Here is a 20,860-nt window from a genome sequence, read left to right on the forward strand (position 1 = left end):
TGGGCGTTTTTCTATCCATTATCCCTAGGCAGCTTGCTTACCATGTTTGCCATATTTAAAAAGTAATCTGATTTCATGAGTGCCATGCCCTGGTCCTCATCACCAAGTACCACAAGGCTGTCGCCCGGTGAGATATTGAAAATCTTACGAGCCTTGGCTGGGATTACAATCTGTCCCTTATCTCCCACAGTAACCATTCCAAAGAGATACTTTCCCTTTGGTGCCAGGCCTAACCCCAGATTATCTTCAGGCTCGTGATTGGCCAGCTCATCAAGAGATACTCCAAGCACCTCCGCAAGGAGCTTGCTCTTCTCAAGATCAGGAAGAGAATCTCCCGCCTCCCACTTGGCTATAGACTGTCTGGTGACACCCACCTTCTCAGCCAATTCCTCCTGAGTCATTGATAAAAACTTACGCATCTGGACAAGATTTTTACTAAACATACTTATGCCCTCTTATCTTTCTTGATTCCAAGTACCGCCCATCTGAAAAATGGTAGTCGTGAAATGATTTCATATAAAATATAGCTTCCTGCAAAAGCTGCTACAAAACTAAGTAAATATACAGGCAAAGCTGAAAGCAATCCTGGTCTTGCCACATAAACAGCCACCACTGAAATGCACAGATAGTGGAACACATACAGGCCCCAGCTATGCTTACTCATCCATGAAGTAAATCCATTTTTGAAATCGAAAAATCTGGCGCCACAACCGATAATGGCAAGACATGCAAACCATGCATATGCTGTAAAGCTGATAGTTCTGTTTACTGGTGCATCTGCATAACCAGCGCCAAAGTATCTCACACAGAAATTAATTCCCAAAGCTACTGCTATAACAGCTGTAAGGAACAACCACTTTTTCACTACCTCTATCACTTCCTCATGTGAAAATACAAAATATCCAAGTAGAAATCCCAGCAAATAAAGCCCGAATCTATATACACAGATAATTGGTGTGTTAAGTACCTGTGCGGCCAGATGAACTACCACGGTCATAAGCAGTAGCACTACTATATTCGTCTTTCTTCCTAAGTTCCAAATACGGTCCTTCTCTATCTTTCTTATAAGAACCAAAAGCATCGAAAACAGCCAAAGCATCTGGATGTACCATAACACTCCTATGCCTGAAGCCAGCATAATAAGATAGACTACAAACTTTGGAACATCACCCATGGTGTCAAATGCACCACCCAGGCTCATGTTCAAATATCCCTGCAAAAACTGGAAAACCACAAGACCTATTGTGCCAGGCACCAGCAGCTTTGTAGTCTTACTTTTGATAAATTCATTATCTGTGTGAGTATCAAGATATAATCTGGAACTGATTCCCGACACTATAAACAGCACCAGCATAAACCATGGATACACTGCATACTGAAACACATCGTAGTACTGCACTTCAAGATTAGTAATCTTCCCCTGTACCCCAAGGATTCCTTCCCCGTTATACATATATAACACGTGGTAGATTACAACCAAAACCACCGTGAACCATCTGATGTTATCAAGATAATGCTTTCTGGTATAATTCCGATTATTCATAAATCTTCCACCTTTCTTTAATATACCACTTTTGCAACTTTTGTTAACATCATTCTATTTCCCTTTTCTCCCCCAGTCCACCAACTAAAGCTTACATATTTGAGCTTTTTATGTAAATTTTAGTTGCAAAAAAAGCGAGGTCCTAAAACCTCGCTCTGATTTTACTGTATTGCAGCATCATAGAAATCTACAAACTTATCCATTAATTCTTTATCAAGACGGTCTGCCCACTTTGCTCTGTCCAATTTAGAATTAATGTATTCAGTCTTGTCTTTCTCAAATTTTATCTGATACTTTCCAGCATAATGATTATAAGGAAGATTATCTGCCCACTCATTTAACTCAGTGTTAAATTCTTCCTCATAGTGATTTTCTGGATCATAATATAATCCGTTATGTCCTCTGTGCTCAAATTTTACAAATTCGAAGCGTGAATCATCCTTATAGTTTTCATAGAATATATCATATCCATAATTTGGAGTGATTACATCATCATCTGCACTGTGAACCACCATAACATGAGCTTTTGAAGCCTCGAAAGCATCTAGAGCTGAGTTGGTAGCATATTCTCCATAGTGAACCAGTTCATGGAACTTTACAAATGGCATCAGTGCATCTACCACATCTCCATTATTGTGCTTTGCAAATGACTCAAACATATCAGATGATCTGTTGAATCCTGCACACTCCACCACTGCTTTCACTTCGGGATGATAAGTTAAAACATTACATGCACTGTAGGCACCCCAGCTGTGACCGAATAAAACTATTGGTAAATCAGGAATATTTTTATTTGATTCCACAAATGAAATCGCATAATTCAAATCCACTACTCCCTGAGGAGCTGCTCCTACGCCCTTACCCTCGCTGTCATCGCAGCCAGTAGCGTCATACGCAAATACGTAGTAGCCATTCTGAGCAAAATAATTAGCACAGTCCATGTAGGAATTCTGGCCACCACCATAACCGTGGGCGAGGACTACTATTCCACGCTGGTCTTCACCTGCACTATACAAATACCCAGCCAACTTCTGTCCCTTGTTAGATGGGAATGAATATTCTGTGCATTCGAGTCCCTCGAAATCAGACACTCTGAACATCTTTGGCTCATAACTCTGACAGCGGACATTAATATTGCTATCGTAGATATACACACTAAAAATCCACCATCCGATGAGCAAAATAATAGGAATTACTAAGGCAATAATCAGTAATACTCGTTTTTTTGTCATATGCATCCTCTCCCCGATAAAAATTTTACGAAATCTATTTTACCTTTTCTTTGGTGAAAATGCTACCTTCTCTATCCCACCAGCTCACGAACCAGCTTTACGCAGCCTGCGGCGTCCTCAGAATAGCCATCTGCACCAATTTCATCCTTAAAGGATTCTGTGATGCAGGCACCACCGATGATAATCTTAGATTCACAGCCTCTGTTCTTAGCCTCGATAACCACGTCGGCCATCTTCATCATAGTGGTAGTCATAAGCGCAGAAAGACCTATGATTTCTGCGTTTAGCTCCATTGCCTTATCTACAATGTCAGCAGCAGGAATGTCCTTGCCCATATCGATTACATTATAACCGTAGTTCTTAAGCATAAGAGCGCAGAGATTCTTTCCGATATCGTGAATATCACCCTCTACAGTAGCAATAACCACGGTAGCCTTAGGCTCGCCAGATGTGCTGGCAAGAAGTGGCTCTATAAGCTTCATGCCTGTCTCCATGGCGTTGGCTCCTGCAATAAGCTGTGGCAGGAAATATTTCTTCTTATCATAAAGCTCACCTACCACATTGATCCCCTTGATAAGGTGCTCCTCGATAATTACCTGAGGCTCCATGCCATCAGCAATGGCCTTGTTCACCTCTTCCACTATCTGCTCTTTCTTTCCCTTTACCACGCACTGGGCGATGACAGAAAGTCCCTCGCAGGCAGATGCCACAGTAAGTCCGCCACCGGCACCAGCAGCACTTACGCCACCAGCAGGAGCAGCCGCTGCAGCCTTTGCCTCCACTACAGGAAGTGCCGAATACTTCTCCAGAGCTCCCGGCTTATTCATAAGTGTATCTGCTGCCGCTGCACAGTACATCAGCATCTCCTGGTTCGGATTTGCGATAGCCATTGTAAGACCACGGCTCACAGCGATAGTAAGATAAGTCGTATTTACGAATTGACGATTAGGCATACCAAAGGAAATGTTCGAAAGACCACATACTGTTGGAAGTCCTAATTCGTATTTACAATAATCAATAGTCTCAAAACACTGAAGACCTGCTGTTCCTTCTGCACCTACAGTCTGCACAAGCACGTCCACCACAGCATCTTCCTTCTTAAGTCCCAGCTCCACAGCTTTATTAAGTACTGTGTTGATATGCTGTTTCTTCTCATCCATATCCTTAGGAAGACCAGCTCCAGAAAGAGGAAGTGTAATAAACATTGCACCATACTTCTTGGCAAGCTTCAGCATTGGCTCCATCTTCTCTTCCTCTGCAGAGATGGAATTGATAAGGGCACGGCCAGGATAAATACGAAGGGCTGCCTCCATAACATCCACATGGCTGGTATCAATACATAAAGGTAAATCCACTGATGATGTAACCTCGTAAATACTGTCTACCATCATCTGCTTCTCATCGATGCCGTTCATACCCATATTTACATCAAGGATATTTGCACCTCGCTCCTCCTGCTCTCTGGCAAAATCCACTACCATTGAAAGAGACCCGTTGCGAAGTGTCTCCTGAAATTTCTTCTTTCCAGTAGGATTGATTCTCTCGCCAATTACCATAAATGGGCCGTCTAAATCAATCCATGTATTCATACGCTCTGATGTGACCACGCGAAGTGGCTTGTCCTCTATCTTATGAGGCTTTTTATCCTTAAGGCGTGACACCAGCTCACGAATGTGATCAGGTGTAGAACCACAGCAGCCACCGAAAAGTGATGCTCCTGCCTCGTACAATTTCTCGCAGGCATCTGTAAATTCTGCTGGTCCCATCTTATAAACAGTCTTTCCATTTTCAAGCTCAGGAAGACCTGCATTTGGCTTACACATAATAGGCACTGTAGCCACCGGCGCGATCTGCTCCACCAGCTCAAGCATGGCGTCAGGGCCAGTACTACAGTTCATTCCGATACAGTCGATGCCCATTGACTGAAGCACGATTGTGGCTGTGTCAGGGCTTGTTCCATAAAGTGTCTTTCCATCAGGGTTATATGTAAGTGAAACGATAATAGGCAAATCGCATGTCTCTTTAATAGCAAGAACTGCGGCACGACACTCCTGTAGACTCATCATGGTCTCCACTACAAACAAATCCACGCCCTCTTCCAAGATAGCTCGCACCTGCTCCTTGTAGCAGTCCACCAGTTCTTCAAACATCAAATCTCCAAGTGGATACAGCTGCTTACCTGTCATGGATATATCAGCTGCCACATATTTTCCCTCTGGGCAAATCTCTCTGGTAAGTCTCACAAGAGTACGGTTGATGTTCACAAGATCATCTGCCAGGCCATACTCATCAAGCTTGATTCTTGTACCTGTAAATGTAGGTGCAAGTACGATATCTGACCCCGCCTCATAATATGCCTTCTGCACCTCCTGAATAGCCCATGAATTTTCAATAATCCATTTTTCAGGACATACACCTGCTGCCATTCCTCGCTTCTGAAGCTCAGTACCTGTGGCTCCATCAATAAACACTGTTCTAGTTTCAAGTAACTGTCTAAATTCGTTTCTGGTCATTAACATTACTCCTCAATTGCATGTCTTACATAATCCAAAAATTCCACGGCCACTGGGCCTGGTGTGTATTCCTTATTAATCAAATATCCAAACTCTATTTGCCCGCCCTCATTGAACAGCTCTATGCCTGGTATATACTCACTCTCATAATTGTTGAAGGATTCTGCACTAAGATTTGCCAGATGATTCTTCTCAAGCATGTTGTGCATGACATAATCACTATTCGTAATTACGGATATGTCCTTACTAATGTCGATGTAATCTCCATCTGCTGTCTGCCATTTGCCGTAGCGCAAATATGCGTCATTCTCAGACTGGATAAACTTCAGCCCGCTTAAAACCTTTACATGCTTCTTTTTAGAATAGGCTTTGTCCTCTGGCTCAAAATAAACCATGCCATTCATGGTCTTTAAGGTGACGAATCTCAGATTATACTTCTTTATCAGGTATTCCACCTGAGACTTTGAATCCGGAAATACGTAGATAAAACTCAGCTCATCATCGGAAAGACGTACACGCTCGATGAGTGATGGTGTGCTGTCTGCATGTACATAAAAGCACAAGTCATCCTTCTTATGCTGCTCATAAAACTCAGAAAAGCAGTTTGAAAGCCACGAACTGTGATTCATTCCAATGCGAACCACGTTCTTCTGGGCGTTGGTGCTTTCTGTCTCCAGTCTGTCAAAATCCATTACCAGATGGCTGGCCTTCTGATAAAATGCACGTCCTTTTTCAGTAAGAGCTATGCCCTTGCTGACGCGCTTGAACAAAGGATATTCCAGTTCCTTCTCCAAAGAAAGAATAACCTTGCTGACACTTGATTGCGTTGTAAACAATATCTTTGCTGCTTCGCTAAATGAGCCTACATCAGCGGATACCACAAAGTATTTCAGCTGTTTTATTTCCATTATTTATCCCCTCACATTATCAGTGTGTATTCTCTATTGGAATACCTATCACTTTACTATGCTAAAGAGTATACCATAAGAAAAGGAGCAGTCCAATAAGAACTGCTCCAAAACATTCAAATTTACTCTATTTAACTACAACTGGTAACTTTCCTCTAAAGAGTAAAAAAGCACCGCCCTCCATTTCTGGAGGGCGGCACTTATAGGGTATTAAAAAGTTGAAAGTGTATGGTTTTTATGAGCTTTTTCCTCAAGTAGCCCACAAGAAGTCATATTATTTACTCTTCATCCTTTCTTCTTCTCTTTGCAAATACAATGAGAACAATTGCTGTTGCTGATAAAACAAATCCCCAAACAACATTTCTTGCTACAACAAATGCTGCATTGTCTGTTGAAGTAAAGTTAGCTTGTGTTGCAACTACTGGAGTTTCTGGATCATCATACATCAAAGCGTATGTTGAGAACTGACCTGTTGAAATTGTAATTGTCTCAGTGTCATTATCCTTGTCATCAAGTAATGTGCTGACACCTTCATGTGCTCTCATAATGTAATATGTATCTGACAATCCTTTATAATTATCAGGAATATCAACAACGATATCAATTGGATCTGTATCTGTAATCTGGTTCCAATCTTCGTCATCAATTCTCATGAACATGCTGATATCGATGTAATCTGCCATTGCAAGAGCTGGCTTTTCTGCTGCTAGTGAAGCAACACCATCTGTTATTACCTGCTTATCAAGTTCTGGAATTGTATCTTCTTCAAGTGGAAGTACCTCTACCTTTATTTCAAGAATGCTTCCTGCTGCAACCATTGCGTACTGCTCTTCTGTAAGAATAGACTTTGCAACTGCCTTTGCATCTGCAAGGCCTGCAGTATTTCTTGAATTTTCAGGTACCTCAAGCTTAACAACCACTGCGCCTTCGCCCATAACAAGTGCTATTGGTGTCTCCTTTACAGGAATCTTATTTATTTCTTCGTTATCCTTGCTATTTCCAAGGGCATCTTCAGCCTTAATTTCAGCCATTGCTGTAGACATATCTAATGTAGGATCTGCGACTCTTACAATCTCGCCTCCTGTTTCGCTAAGCTTATCCAAAAGCTTTGACTTTGTATCTTCAGTCATATCGCCCCAGATATCGCCCTTGTCAATGATATTTCCTTTGCCAAGTGCATCATCAAGAACCTCTGCTGCAACATTGAGAAGCTTCTCAACAACTGGTGTTTTTTCTTCTACTACAGGCTCAGTCACTGGCTCTACTACTGGTGTTTCAGGAATTTCCTGAACTACTGGCTTTGGAGCTGCTGGAGCTGGCTCCGAAGATTCTTTTACTGGTGCAGGTGCTGGCTTGTTGATTTTTACAGTATAGGTACCATATGCTGGCTCATGACCTGGTTTCTCCAACTTATAGTAAACCACATACTCTCCATCATCCTTGAATTTTGGTACAGTATTTGTGTATACTCCATCAGGTGCATCGCTATATGTTATAACTGCATCTGGATCATTGTTAATAAGTGGGAATTCATTTTCCTGACCATTGTATGTGATTACTGGTGTTTCTACTGTAGGAGCAGGGTAAATTGTAACCGCATAACTTCCTGTTTTAGGACTTCTTCCCTCCCTTTCAATTGTATAATAAACTCTATGTGTACCTACCTCTGAAAATGTAGGAACAGTTGTTGAAAACTCGCCATAAGCTGATGTGCTATATTTAATAAGTGCGTTTTCATCATCTGTTGTAATTCCAGTAGAATGTGGTTGTCCATCATATACTACTGTTGCCTCTCCATTATTTGGAGTGTTTATTGTCAATGAACGAGCAATTTCTACAGGAATTGTAATTGTGTAATCCTCTGTATTTGTGCCGCTTACTGTAAGATATAAATATCCATCTGTTCCACCAAACCTATCATCAATTGCATAAGTTAAATTTCCACCTGAGATGGATACATTACCAAAGCTAGCAATATTATTTGGTGTCATCTGTCTATTTACAGATATTACAGCGCCAGGTTCTATATTCTTTAGGTATTCCTCAAGTGATACAGTTGTATAATAATTTGTATCTTCATCTGAACCAAGTGATAATGATTCTGTTGCTACAACTGGTTCTACTGTCTGCTTATTAATTGTTACATTATAACTTCCATATGTTGTACGATATCCATCTAATACAGCCTTGTAATAAATTGTATAAGTACCTGCATTTGTCAACTCAGGAAGTGGGCCATATTCCTGATTTACATCAAGACTATACGTAATAATTGCACCTGTATTTTCTGAAGTTGCTCCAAATGTCTTTGGTGTTCCATCATAAACTATAGTCTTGTTTTCTGGTAATGTTACTGATACTGTTCCCTTAGTTGTAACAGTCACACCATCACTTTCCACTGATGCTGGAGCTGAACTTGTAGCTTTTTTTCTAGCTTTAATAACATATGATGTGTTTTCCGACAAACCTGTAAATGTGTAAACTCCATTAGTTAATGCTGGTGTTACCCATTCACCAACTTCATTTGTAGAATAAAGAATATACTCTGTATTAGGATCATTTGATTTAATTGTTATTGAGTTTGATGAACTGACAATCTGTTCTCTACCAATATCTGCCGGCTTTGCAGCATTGCCATCATCATATGTACCTGCGCCATCTATAGATGGTTTAGCCTGTCTGTCAGCTACAGTGAGTGTCTTGCCCCTTGCCTCACCATTTTTCTCATTAATTGTAATTGTTTTTCCAATGAAATTATGCTGTGTTTCGCCTCCATCATCAGGACCTACCATCTTTATACAGCCATTAGAATCTGCAGTAACAGTATGATGAGCATCAGAACCTGATACTGTAATATCATAAGTTGTTCCTGGCACAAGACCTTCAATTTGTTCTAAGGTGTAATTAACATTTCCTGCAACAGCGCCTGTAGCTGAAACTGTACCAACACCAAATTTAAACTGTACAAGTTTTAAATCTGATCCGCTCCAAGAAACGCTCATAGCTGAATCTTCGCCATTAATTTTTGTAACTACGAGTTTGTCGCCACTTTCCTTTGTTTTTTCTGATGTAAGTGGATTATCATCATCATAACCATAAATCGTTTCTGTATTAAACTGAGAATGTTGCCAGTATTGTCTATAAGCTCCTATCCAGTACTTTAATCCAGTACGAGTAATTGGAGTAATTACAAAAGCTGGGTCGTCTGGGTCACTATTTACTGAACTTTCTGCCCCTATCATAGCAATCTGCTTGAGAGAGTTATCACTGTTTAATGTTGACTCTAATGCAGCGTTATCAGCATATGTAAAATCGTCTCCCTCTCCTAACATTGTGTCAGTCCCAAAAGAAAAATTATCACCACTTAAATATGCATTAATAAAAACTGCAGCTAAATCTGTTTTGTCAAACTTAAAACATAAATCACTAACAGAACCTGAGACATTCCATGCGCTAGAGTTGTAAGAGGTGTTTAGCATATATGTAGTACTATTTCTTGTATATTCCCCTCTAATATCAAATCCACTGCCATTTACACTATATGCCATCAGGCCATTAGAAACATACCAAGAATATCCGCCTGATTTTGGCCATGTTCTTCCATCACGTCCACATCCTATTATCTGAACTGCTTCACTATAATGTCCGTTTACAATACATGCAAACCATGTTCCACTTGAAAGATTTTCACCTGTAATGTTAAGTTCTCTAGATGTAGCATCATTTGTAATTGGAGTCCAATCTACTTTGTTATTACTCTTAACCCACTGGTAGCTAGCTGTTTTTCCATCGGCAATTTTCATTGCAAGTTTAACAGAACTATTTCCTTGGCTCTTGAGATATGGGTAACCATCATTTTCCATAACATCTTCTGCAGATGTCATGTTTACACCATAAATTGAAAAACTATCTGTCTCTGCTTTTACTGTATCACCTACAACATCTACATCCAGCTTTTCAGCCTCTGTAGCTCCATTTTCCGAATCTGGGATATGATAAACATTAACATTCAAATCATCATTTGCTATTTTTTCTGATTCAAATGAAACGTATACCTGTCCTTTTGTTGTATCAGGCTGAATCTCTTCGCCTGCTGCATTTAAAACCTTAATATCAAATACATATGAATCTACTACAGGAATTTCTTCTTCAATTTCCTCTACTGCTGTATCAAATACTTCTTTCTCTTCTGCTGTAGCTGTTCTAGCTGATAATGTTGCATCTGCTGGGAACACGCCTTCATCTGCCTTTACTGTGATAGTAACGCCATCCACTACCACACTCTTATTGAATGGAGCTTCCTCTTCTTCACCAATGATAACTGTAATTGTTGGAAGTGATGCATTTAACTGATATGAAGTAGATACACTTGCTACATATACAAATGTTGCACCTTCTACACTTGAATCAAATGCTTCTGCTGAACTTCTAGCTACGTCCAATGTCCAAGTTACTCCACCAAGAGTAACTGCTGAAGATGTTGTAACATACTCTACTGTACGTGTAATATTTCCAGCTGCTTCTGTCTGCTCCACTACTGGCTGCTCTACAGGTGTTTCTAAAACAGGCTCCTCTGCTGGCTCTGAAGACTCTTCTGGTTCTGACTGCTCTTCTGGAGCTGAACCTTCTTCCTCTGCTGCCTTTACAACCATAGCTGGGAACAATCTATCTACAATATATGCTACAGGAGATATTCCATTTAATGCTGTATCATCTGATGTAGGTATTGAATCAGATGCTGGCTCAGATGCTGGCTCAGATGCTGGTTCAGATACTGGCTCAGATGCTGGCTCAGATGCTGCTGGTTCTGAATCAGTTGAAGCTGTGGCTGGTGTATCAGCCTCGGATGTTGTTTCACCAATAACAACATCATCTGTAGACTCTGGCTGTTCATTACCCTCATTCTCCTCTTCTGTAACCTCAGGAATCTCTGTTGTAGACTCTGACGCTTCTGGCTCAGTTGGAGGTTCTATTTCTAAATTCTCTGGATTCTCACCTAGAGTCTCTGAAGGAATAACTCCACCTTCAAATACAGCTGCACCAGCTACAGCAGTATCACTTACCACTTCTCTTGTTGTTTCAACTGTAGCAGTAAATGAATCTGGGAAAACAATATCACTTTCCTGGGCACCAACTGGAAGATGCTGTACTGCGACATCCGTGTCAAGACCATCGATAGAAGTAATGATATCACTTCCCTCAATGACTTCAGCTCTTGATACTGGCACATTAAATCCCATGGTAAATGTCATTGCAAATGCCATGATAAATGCCAGTGCACGATTAAAAACTTTAAATCCTTTTTGTTCTTTCATCATGCTTCCACCTCCTATAAAACTCCTTAACACCCCTATATATAAAAAAGTTTATCTGAAATGATGTTCCGCAACGTTATATTTAACTATATATATTGCTTAACTGCCGTTTATTGTAATGTCAACTTGTGTCTAAATTATGTATTGTCAGAAAACTAATTGTGAATTACAAGTAACCTATGTAGTTTATTCCTCAACATGTCCAAAAAAAAGCTACCGACCTGTAACAAACGGTCGGTAGCCTTTAATAATTCGATAATATTTAAAACCTTATATTCTTTTAATACTGAACAAATTCAATTGAATCAATGATTGCTGCAAGTGCATCTGATACTGGGATATCGATTGCATCATCACCACTGTTGTGTACTGTAAACTCGAATGTCACTGATCCATCCATGATGTCTCTGCCAAGTGCTGACATGTGAAGTCCAGAACCTGTATCCTCAGTGACTGGCATCATTGCATTGTAGCAAGTTACATCCTCTGTTCCTGGGAAAGTGCTCTCTGAATACTCTGTATCGCTTCCCCATGAATCGCCAATTGCCTTAATAGCAGTCTTCGCATCATCAAGATTGTAAGTAGCTGTAATCATGCATGTTCCTGCACAGTCACCTGTGTATACGAATGTTGTAACAGGGCCTGACTGATTTACCTCGATTACATCTGGGTTATATCTAACTTTCCAGTTGTAAGGAGACTCATATACTAAATCTTCGCCATTCATAGCGTGTACGTAGTTCTCACCACTAAATCCGTTTGGATCAACACCATCCAACTTTTCGAATACTACATCAACGCCGTCCTCAAATGAACCTGTTACCTTGTTGTCATCGAAAGACTTAACTGTAAATACCTGGTCTACTGGATCCATGCTTCCTACATGGAATGTTAACTCATTCTCACCAACCTCACATGTAAAGAAATCAGCGCTTCCTGTGATGCCATCCTCGATGCTTCCTGAACCATCACCGAAGAATACATAGAAATATGTCTTCTCTGGGTTAACTGCATCTGCAGCATAGTTTGCGTAAACACCCTTTGTGAAATAAGTGATTGCTGACATAGCCACTGCTTCGTCTTCAATCTGTGCTGTCTCACTGTCAACTGATGCTGACTTTCCACAGCCAACCATGCCCATTACCATTGTAAGAGCAAGTCCAAGTGCAAATGCCTTTTTCATTACTGAATTAATCTTTGTCATTGTTTCTCTTCTCCTTTAAAAAATTATTTATTGTGTTTGTCTTGTCCTCTTGTTTACATGCAAATAATATCACCCTTAATATCACACAAGTGTCACACGAAAGATCACAAATAAAAAAAGAGAGAATACGCCCCTTGGCCGCATTCTCCCTTTATTATCAAATTTGTTATTCTGCTTCCTCCATAAAGAAAACTTTTATTTTATTTAAAAACTCATCCTTAGGCATGGTCTTTAAAAAATACCCCTGATGATTCAGATGCTCTACAGAACGAATACTTTCCTGGCTGTCATTTCCAGATAAGAAAATGACTGGTAATTCCTTCATCTCATCATCAGCCCGCAGTGTCTCTAAAACCTCAAGACCTGATGTGACTGGCATCTCATAGTCAAGTAAAACCAAATCCGCCTTGTTACTTCCAAGCCATTTGATTGCTCTGGCTCCTGATGTGACCATGGACACTTTATAATCATTCACCATCCATTCTCTCACCAGACTCATATAATTTGGATCATCATCCACTATAAGTATTTTTTTCTTATCTCCAGCTGAATCCTGACTATCATCAGAATTAATGCTCGCTATATAAGCCTTGTAATCTATTGGCTTCTGTAAGGGAATGATTCTTCTGTTCCCCAGATTATTTTCAACAAAAGCTTTTACCTCCCCAGGTAAATCTTTGCCATCTTCCTCACAAAACGTAATTACGGATATCTCATCCCAAAGTTCTTTTATTTTCCCCTCATCATAAGTAGAAAATACAGACTCAATACCTGAGTCCCCAAGCTTCTTAACAAGAATCTTTATGATAAAAGATTCCTTCTCCCCCAGAATTAAAACCTTATGTCCCAATATTAAATCGCCCCCATTACATTCCTATACTACCTGTATTCCAAGTAGCTCTTCTAGTCCGTCCCAATCACATTGACGAAGCATATTCTCCACCTTATCCACTATGGCCTGCTTATCCTGTGGCAGCTCATACAGACTCAGTTCTTCCAGAATCATTTCCACTCCGTCAGTATCCAGGGTAGGTACCACTTCTTTCAGTGCATCAAAAGCATCTTCCAGTTCATCGTCCGATATAGGCTTTTTATTCTCCAGGCGCTTTTGCTTTTCCTGCATATAAGGAAGAAGTCTCTCCTTGTAACTTCTGTAGAGCTCCAGCAAATGATCCAGATTCTCATCTATTACAGAAAGCTCATTCTTCTTTCCAGCCATCTCCAGCGAATAGGCCAGCTCGCACATTTCAGTAGCACCAATCATTCTTGAGGCAGTTTTCAAAGCATGTACCTTTACAGTAAAATACGAGATATCTCCTTCCTTAAAAGACTTTTCCAACTCAGCAATCTTTTCATCTATATCCAGATAGAAGGATTTAAGATATTTATCGAAATCTCTTACACTGCCGCAATAGCACAATCCATCTGAGATAGAAATTCCATCTACCCCTGACAATCCTATAAGTTCCTGTGGAACACTATTGTCTTTGATTGCATCCCCCATGCCTTCTCCTCAAAACTAATTATATGTACAATATACCATACTTGCGAAAATAATCATCCATTTCTGGAAATATTCTTATATTTTTTTACTGATTCGTATATCCGTTAGAGCCACCTGGTCTCCACTTATAGAAATGTAAATATCCTTTGTTCCATCCAGGATGGTTGTTCTATTCTCAATATCGATTCCAAGGTTTTCTGTTTTGATATCGATTGTATTTCCTTTTCTCACAAATGATACGGAGCATTCAAGTCCAGATTTGTGCTTCTGCTTCCAAACATCCCAGCCTGGGAATGTCTCCTTCTTCTTCATTGTGAAATGGTTCTCTGCTATTCCGTCGTCACCAGACACTTCACCATTTATCTTTATCAAAGCATACTCACGATAATTATTTCCAAATAGCTTTTGATCATCGGAATAATATAAAACTATGTAAGGACAGTGCCATACCAGACTTGAAGATGGCAGACTCATTGCATGGAAATCCAGCTTCAGTCTGTCCTCAAGTGGGATTGCTTCTGTGGCAGCAGAGCGATACTGATCTATCTGCACATTGGCCACATCTGATTCCATTCGATTGATAAATGTATCCTCTTCCACAATTTTAGGAATATCAGATTCCCTGATAATCTCGTTAGTAACATCCACAGTGATATCATACACTTTACAATTCTCACCTGTAATGGAAACGTATGCTGCCTTTGAACGGTCAGGCAATGCCAGGATTACATCGAATTTTCCCTTGGCACTGTTGATTTCCAGCTTTACATGATCCTCATATTTTGCAGCAATAATCTCAAAGCTCTCAGTCGAGATTTCCCCTTCCTGTTTCTGGATTGGCTGCACTTTCATATTTCTGGCAGAGGTAGAAATTACTCTTCCATCGAACCAGACTTCTCCATACTCCAGATAATGATACGCCTCGATACCTTTTGTAGTATCATGGAAAAATCCATCAAATGAATCATATAAAACTATGGCAGGCTCTGAGAACATGCCAGCTATATCTTCGATTAGCGATGTCTTAAAACTAATCTTTGTAATCTTCTCTACAATTGGGATTCCAACAGTAGCCGCATCCCTGTATGACTTACATGTTATTTCCTGCTCCACTTTAATTGGAGTTTTCTTAATGACTTCATTGTTCTCCTGATCTAAAAGACGCACCATTATAGCTGCAATATCAGGATCAAATCTAATACCAGATTGCTTGATAAGCTCCTCACGAATGGTCTGCAAAGGAAATGGACCACGATAACTTCTGCGGGATGTCATGGCATCATAAGCATCAGCAACACTTATGATTCTTGCAATTTCAGGAATTTCTTTTCCCTTTAATCCATTTGGGTATCCACTTCCATCGTAGCGCTCATGGCTGTAAAGGGCAGCTTCCCTAAGATATGGAAATTCCACTATACTTGAAAGAATCTCACTGCTGAGTTCTGGTACACTTTCAATTACTTTTCTTTCCTCATCAGTCAGTTGCTCTTTCTGGTCAAGAAGAGAATCTGGAATACCAACCAGGCCTACATTATGCATAAGGGCTGCATAATATATCTCATCGCATTCCTCCTCTGTTTTCCCCATTACCATGGCAATCTTTCTTGCCAGTCTGGCTACTCTTGAAGAATGACCTATTGAATATTCATCACGCTTTTCTACAGCATACATAAATGCAGTGGCAGTCTGATCAAAAAGGCGCTTAACGCTCTTCTTTTCTTCTTCCAGCATTCGCATCTCATGGTTGTGAACATCCAATACAGTATGATTGATATCAATATACGTAAATACGTATAAAGAAATTGAAACCACAACCATAGCCATGTTTGTAATAGATAATCCGTATGTGTAAATCTGAATTATTCCCATCGAAACTGGTAACACAATATAGATAATCAGTGATATGTATACCCATTTACTAAAGAAATGACGATACTGAACCAACACCGTCAATAATATAAACGGAGTAATAACTGGGATCACATAACTTATAAGAAATCCAGGTCCTCGGTGATAATTGTTTGATTCATCAAAATAATAAAACAATCCTGTAAACTGAGACAGTACAACCACACTCATATCTATGAAGCAGGCAATACTTACAATGGTCAGACGTTTTGGAATTTTCTTAAGTCTTCCCTCACGCATGATAATATTTTCAAGATACCAACCGAATCCTAAAACAGCACATGGTGTCAATAAGTAAACGAAGAAGTTGCTGACTCTCACCATCAGATATGCAGTAGGACCAGGCTGACCTGCATAAATATAGGCCATTCGATCAAAGATCATCAATAGTGTGGCAACGAACAGCATAAAAATCAGTATGTGCTTTCTGCGCCTCTCCAAAAACTTTGTAATGAAAAGAAGCAGGGTAAAGCATAGACTGATTATGCTAAGTACCAGCATTATATCTAATTGATTAGCTCTGATAATATTATACATGCGCTGTCCCCCACATCAGGCGTTTTTAATCCATTCTTCCATAGCATCCCAGTCAAAAATCTTAAGCATCTTTGACAAATCGTAAATCTTAATAGCATCCTCATCAGGAAGCTTGTATTCCATAAGTCCATCCACAACCATAGATACTGCATCGTAATCCATAAGTGGAATCATTTCTTTCAAAGTAGCGTATGCATCTGCCAGCTCTTCCTTAGAGATAGGCTCCTTGTCCTCATCATCAGTCACTACTACCTTGAGAGATTTGAGCTTTTCTTTATAAGCTCCGTACTCTGCCAAAAATCTGTCGTTATTGGCATCTATAAATTCCATGTCTTTTTTCTTTCCAGCTTCCTCCAGCTGTAAAGCAAGTTCTGCCAGGTCAAGTGCACCGATAATTCGACATGAGCTTTTCAGTGCGTGAACCTTGATAGTATAAAGTCGGATATTTCTTTCTTCATAGGCATCCCTGATTACCTTTGTATTTGAATCGATGGTATCAAGGAACAGCTCAAGTGCAATAATAAAGCTTCCAATACCACCGGAATTCTTAATACCTTCATCAACATTGATACCCTCTGTCTCATTAATCCAAAGCATATTTTCAGGAAGCTCTTTCAGCTCTTCCACCACTTCATCCCTGTCGATTACTTCCACCATTTCCTCTGGCAGATGTTTCAAAATGGTCTTTTCTAAAACTTCTGTATCAACAGGCTTTGACAGGTAACCATCGAATCCCTTTGAAAGATAGAAGTCTGCACCCGTGGTAGAGTTTGCAGTAAGAGCGTACACTGGAATCTTTGGTTCTATCTCTCGAATCTTTTCCAGAGTCTCTATTCCATCCATTCCTGGCATCATGTGATCCAGCAATACGAAATCAAAATGGTTATCCTTAATCTTATCTATAGCTTCCTCGCCACTTAAAGCTGTAGTGACAAACACTCTTGTAGCTTTAAGAAGTCCTTTGATTACACTAAGGTTTACTGGGTTGTCATCTACCACCAGAATATCTGCATCAGGAGCAATAAAGTGAGGCACGTAAGGACCCTTAGAAATAGCTTCATCATGCTCTAAGAAAATACCGATTGGATTGGCGTCGATAATCTTCTGTCCCAGTGTAAGGATAAACTCTGAGCCCTCACCATAAGTACTTTCGCACCACAGCTGACCACCCATCAATTCTGCAAATCTGTTTGAAATATCAAGTCCCAGACCTGTTCCCTGGATCTCGCTGTTTACCTCTTCATCCAGTCGCTCGTAGGCAGTGAAGAGACGTCCCATATCCTCTTCCTTTATACCAATACCTGTATCCTTTACTGCAAAGCGTAGTGTACAGATGTCATTTTCTCTGGCATCCATGGAAACATTGAGAATCAGTCCACCTCTCTGGGTGTACTTTACGGCATTGGTAAGAAGATTTAAAACAATCTGCTTAATCTTTCCCATGTCTCCGTAAAGACGTTTTGGCATAATCTCGTCTATAACCACATCAAAGGTAAGTTCCTTTTCTATGGTTCTCACACGAATCATAGAGACGATTGAGCGAAGCATATCCTGAGTGTCATACTCCTGCTCCACCAGGTGCATCTTTCCTGATTCAATTTTGGAAATATCCAGCAAGTCATTAATCAGACCAAGAAGTGATTCCGATGCATTTCTGATATCAAAAGCATAGTTCATCATGGACATGAAATATTCCTTTGGCACTCCTGATGCATCCTCACGCATTACCATCTCATTCATACCCATGATGGTATTGATAGGAGTTCTGATTTCATGAGACATGTTTGCAAGGAATCTGGACTTGGATGTGTAGGCTCTCTCTGCATCATCCTTAGCCTTTCGGATTTCCTCGTACTGTCTTTTGATGACTGTTGAACGCATGACCAGCCACACAATGGCACCACCCAATATAGCAATCAATATCAGGAACAATATATTTATTATTGATAAATTTTCGGTTAAAACAAAACCTACGGAATTTCCCATTTCTATAAAAAAGCTCCTTCTCATTATTGAATGCTATCAACCGTGCTCTTTGTTGTACTTTCTAAATATTACTTTTATTTCTGGCAGAGAATCTAAAAAGACCTCCACACATTTTGGATCGAACTCTGTGCCAGCTCTTTCCTTTATATAATTAATTGCTTCATCAAATGAATATTTTTTACCGCTGCTGCCCTTACCTGAAGTAAGTACATCAAACTGATCAGCCACCGCCATGATTCTGGCTGAAAGTGGGATTACCTCTCCATGGAGACCTTCCGGATATCCATTTCCATCCCATCTCTCGTGGTGATATGCCGCCATGTTTCTGGCTTCCTTCAGGTAGTTCTCTCCGGAAACAGTAGTGATGGCATTTTCCATTATCTTCTTACCTGCAGTGGTATGAGTCCTCTTTATTTCTTCCTCTTCACGGGTAAGCTTTCCGACTTTATTTAAAATACTGTCTGGAATATTAATCTTTCCAATATCGTGAAGTGGTGCCGAACGAACCACATCCGAGATAAATTTATCGTTAACCTTACCTGGATAATAGCCCTTCTTCTTCAGTCCCTCTGCAATAATCTTTACATAGGAAGCTGTCTTTTGAATGTGGGCACCACTGCTCTCGTCACGATTTTCCACCAAACCCGCCATGGTCACAATCAGACCATCCTGCATCTTTGTGGTGTTTTCTGTAAAGTGACGAATACTTCGAATCTGCTCTGCCTGGTTTAAAGCCATGTTGCAGATAGACTGATAAAGCATCTCCACTTCATCTCCAGTGTGAACATCTATCTTTCGTAAATCCCTAACAGCCTTGTCGATTTCCACCTGATTGTCACCGGCCTTGATAAATCTCTCCACGCCCAGTCCCATTCGGCTGATTGGATATACCAGATATCTTCCTGTGGTCCACATTCCGTTTGCCAGAATGGTAATGATAATTCCAATCATAACAAGTAGAACTCGCCACATGAATTCCATCAGATACTCAGCCACATACTCTACCGATGCATCAGCTCCGGCATAGCAGACACAGTTTCCCTTTGAATCATATACAGGATAAAATGAAGTCACTATCCAGCTGTAGGAATTATCCGATTCTGTAGGTGGAATGATTTTTCCCTCTTTGAAATCATCTACATAACATAAAAATTCTTCGTCTAGACGAACTCTGTGTCCAGGCGCATAACCCTCATCATCACCTTCATATCCAAAATTTTCATAATCACTTCTGGCATCCAAATCAAATATAAAGATCATATCCTCATCTTCAATTTTTACAATGTAAAGATATGCTACACCTACAGCGTTATCTCTAATCTTATACAGCATATCTTCCGTTTCCTTGTAGCCCGGCGCATTTTCTCCGTACTGCAAAAATCTTTCTATCTTATTAGGGTCAACTATAGAAGCCGCAAACTTTGCCGCAGATGTGGCAATCTCCTTTTTCTCATCAAGATCCTTGTGGAAATACATTCGCATTTCAATTACAGACATCATGATAATAACAAGTACCGAAACACCAAAAAGAAGTGCTGTCAGTCTGGTGCGCATGGAATGCTTTGCATCCTTGCTCCATGCTCTCATGGCCACCATCTCTTCATTGGAAAGGGGAGTCTGCTTCCATCCGGCATATATTAACTTTTGTTTATATTTCTCTGGAATAAAGTGAATGATATTTAAGGCAATACCAATAGATAATGCCTTATCCATAATATTGACGACTGTATTTACCACTGCGAAAGTGGCCGCATAGGAAATGCCAGTAGCCATTGTCAGTCTTTCTATAGAATCCTGAATCAGGACATTTTGAGGTGACATAAACAGGTGCCACTGAATATAAGCACCCACTCCACCACTTAAAATACCTGCTGCCAGACCAAAGTAGACCTTATATCTAAAACCACGATAAGCGAAACGCTCCATATATAAGGCAGACAGCATGGCAATTAAGATGTTAACAATAGCGAAATACATAGATACGCCATTGTAGATTGAACATAGAGCATTAGTTATAAGTCCTGTGAAGATACCTGGCAGAATTCCGCCTACACAGGATACTACAACAGTGCCTATGGTATCCAAAAACAGAGGAACGCCTGTCAAATTGGTTAAAAATGCGGGCAGCAAATTAATGGCTACCCCAAATAAAACCAGCAGCCATCTGAGCCACAAACTCTGATCCCCATACTCCAATCGTTTTTTCAAGC

General features: G+C 40.2%; 12 protein-coding genes. All 12 read right to left on the reverse strand.

The window, feature by feature from the left end:
* Nucleotides 1-11: 11 nt before the first annotated feature.
* The 12 genes from G592_RS0101145 to G592_RS0101200 all read right to left on the reverse strand — a co-directional run bounded on the left by G592_RS0101145 (nt 12) and on the right by G592_RS0101200 (nt 20,858).
* Nucleotides 12-443, reverse strand: coding sequence for a helix-turn-helix domain-containing protein (locus G592_RS0101145; protein ID WP_028246196.1), 432 nt, complete (start codon nt 441-443; stop codon nt 12-14).
* Nucleotides 444-445: 2 nt separating this feature from the next.
* Nucleotides 446-1,543, reverse strand: coding sequence for an acyltransferase family protein (locus tag G592_RS0101150; protein WP_036951433.1), 1,098 nt, complete (start codon nt 1,541-1,543; stop codon nt 446-448).
* A 161-nt stretch (nt 1,544-1,704) separates the two neighbouring features.
* A complete protein-coding gene (locus tag G592_RS0101155; RefSeq protein ID WP_242830131.1) occupies nt 1,705-2,775 on the reverse strand; it encodes an alpha/beta hydrolase in 1,071 nt (356 codons plus the stop codon).
* Nucleotides 2,776-2,846: 71 nt separating this feature from the next.
* Nucleotides 2,847-5,288: a homocysteine S-methyltransferase family protein gene (locus tag G592_RS0101160; RefSeq protein WP_028246199.1), complete on the reverse strand. Its 2,442-nt coding sequence runs from the start codon at nt 5,286-5,288 to the stop codon at nt 2,847-2,849.
* A gap of 5 nt (nt 5,289-5,293) precedes the next feature.
* A complete protein-coding gene (locus G592_RS0101165; protein WP_028246200.1) occupies nt 5,294-6,196 on the reverse strand; it encodes a LysR family transcriptional regulator in 903 nt (300 codons plus the stop codon).
* 278 nt (nt 6,197-6,474) lie between these two features.
* A complete protein-coding gene (locus G592_RS0101170; RefSeq protein ID WP_028246201.1) occupies nt 6,475-11,514 on the reverse strand; it encodes a fibronectin type III domain-containing protein in 5,040 nt (1,679 codons plus the stop codon).
* A gap of 277 nt (nt 11,515-11,791) precedes the next feature.
* Nucleotides 11,792-12,715, reverse strand: coding sequence for a hypothetical protein (locus tag G592_RS0101175; RefSeq protein ID WP_028246202.1), 924 nt, complete (start codon nt 12,713-12,715; stop codon nt 11,792-11,794).
* Between the two features lie 166 nt (nt 12,716-12,881).
* Nucleotides 12,882-13,565, reverse strand: a complete 684-nt coding sequence (locus G592_RS16810; RefSeq protein WP_051194694.1) for a response regulator — start codon at nt 13,563-13,565, stop codon at nt 12,882-12,884.
* Between the two features lie 24 nt (nt 13,566-13,589).
* Nucleotides 13,590-14,219 carry an Hpt domain-containing protein gene (locus tag G592_RS0101185; RefSeq protein ID WP_028246203.1) on the reverse strand — a complete coding sequence of 210 codons (630 nt, stop codon included), beginning with the start codon at nt 14,217-14,219 and terminating at the stop codon, nt 13,590-13,592.
* A gap of 75 nt (nt 14,220-14,294) precedes the next feature.
* Nucleotides 14,295-16,664, reverse strand: a complete 2,370-nt coding sequence (locus G592_RS0101190; RefSeq protein WP_028246204.1) for an HD-GYP domain-containing protein — start codon at nt 16,662-16,664, stop codon at nt 14,295-14,297.
* 15 nt (nt 16,665-16,679) lie between these two features.
* A complete protein-coding gene (locus G592_RS15260; RefSeq protein WP_051194695.1) occupies nt 16,680-18,650 on the reverse strand; it encodes a response regulator in 1,971 nt (656 codons plus the stop codon).
* 36 nt (nt 18,651-18,686) lie between these two features.
* Nucleotides 18,687-20,858 carry an HD-GYP domain-containing protein gene (locus G592_RS0101200; RefSeq protein WP_028246205.1) on the reverse strand — a complete coding sequence of 724 codons (2,172 nt, stop codon included), beginning with the start codon at nt 20,856-20,858 and terminating at the stop codon, nt 18,687-18,689.
* Nucleotides 20,859-20,860: the final 2 nt, after the last annotated feature.

It is taken from the genome of Pseudobutyrivibrio ruminis CF1b (assembly GCF_000424005.1).
In the GTDB taxonomy this organism is placed as follows: domain Bacteria; phylum Bacillota; class Clostridia; order Lachnospirales; family Lachnospiraceae; genus Pseudobutyrivibrio; species Pseudobutyrivibrio ruminis_C.

Excerpts from the sequence above, each read along its gene's own strand:
- G592_RS0101145 (WP_028246196.1), bottom strand. The coding sequence starts at position 443 with ATGTTTAGTAAAAATCTTGTCCAGATGCGTAAGTTTTTATCAATGACT.
- G592_RS0101150 (WP_036951433.1), bottom strand. The coding sequence starts at position 1,543 with ATGAATAATCGGAATTATACCAGAAAGCATTATCTTGATAACATCAGA.
- G592_RS0101155 (WP_242830131.1), bottom strand. The coding sequence starts at position 2,775 with ATGACAAAAAAACGAGTATTACTGATTATTGCCTTAGTAATTCCTATT.
- G592_RS0101160 (WP_028246199.1), bottom strand. The coding sequence starts at position 5,288 with ATGACCAGAAACGAATTTAGACAGTTACTTGAAACTAGAACAGTGTTT.
- G592_RS0101165 (WP_028246200.1), bottom strand. The coding sequence starts at position 6,196 with ATGGAAATAAAACAGCTGAAATACTTTGTGGTATCCGCTGATGTAGGC.
- G592_RS0101170 (WP_028246201.1), bottom strand. The coding sequence starts at position 11,514 with ATGATGAAAGAACAAAAAGGATTTAAAGTTTTTAATCGTGCACTGGCA.
- G592_RS0101175 (WP_028246202.1), bottom strand. The coding sequence starts at position 12,715 with ATGACAAAGATTAATTCAGTAATGAAAAAGGCATTTGCACTTGGACTT.
- G592_RS0101185 (WP_028246203.1), bottom strand. The coding sequence starts at position 14,219 with ATGGGGGATGCAATCAAAGACAATAGTGTTCCACAGGAACTTATAGGA.
- G592_RS0101190 (WP_028246204.1), bottom strand. The coding sequence starts at position 16,664 with ATGTATAATATTATCAGAGCTAATCAATTAGATATAATGCTGGTACTT.
- G592_RS15260 (WP_051194695.1), bottom strand. The coding sequence starts at position 18,650 with ATGGGAAATTCCGTAGGTTTTGTTTTAACCGAAAATTTATCAATAATA.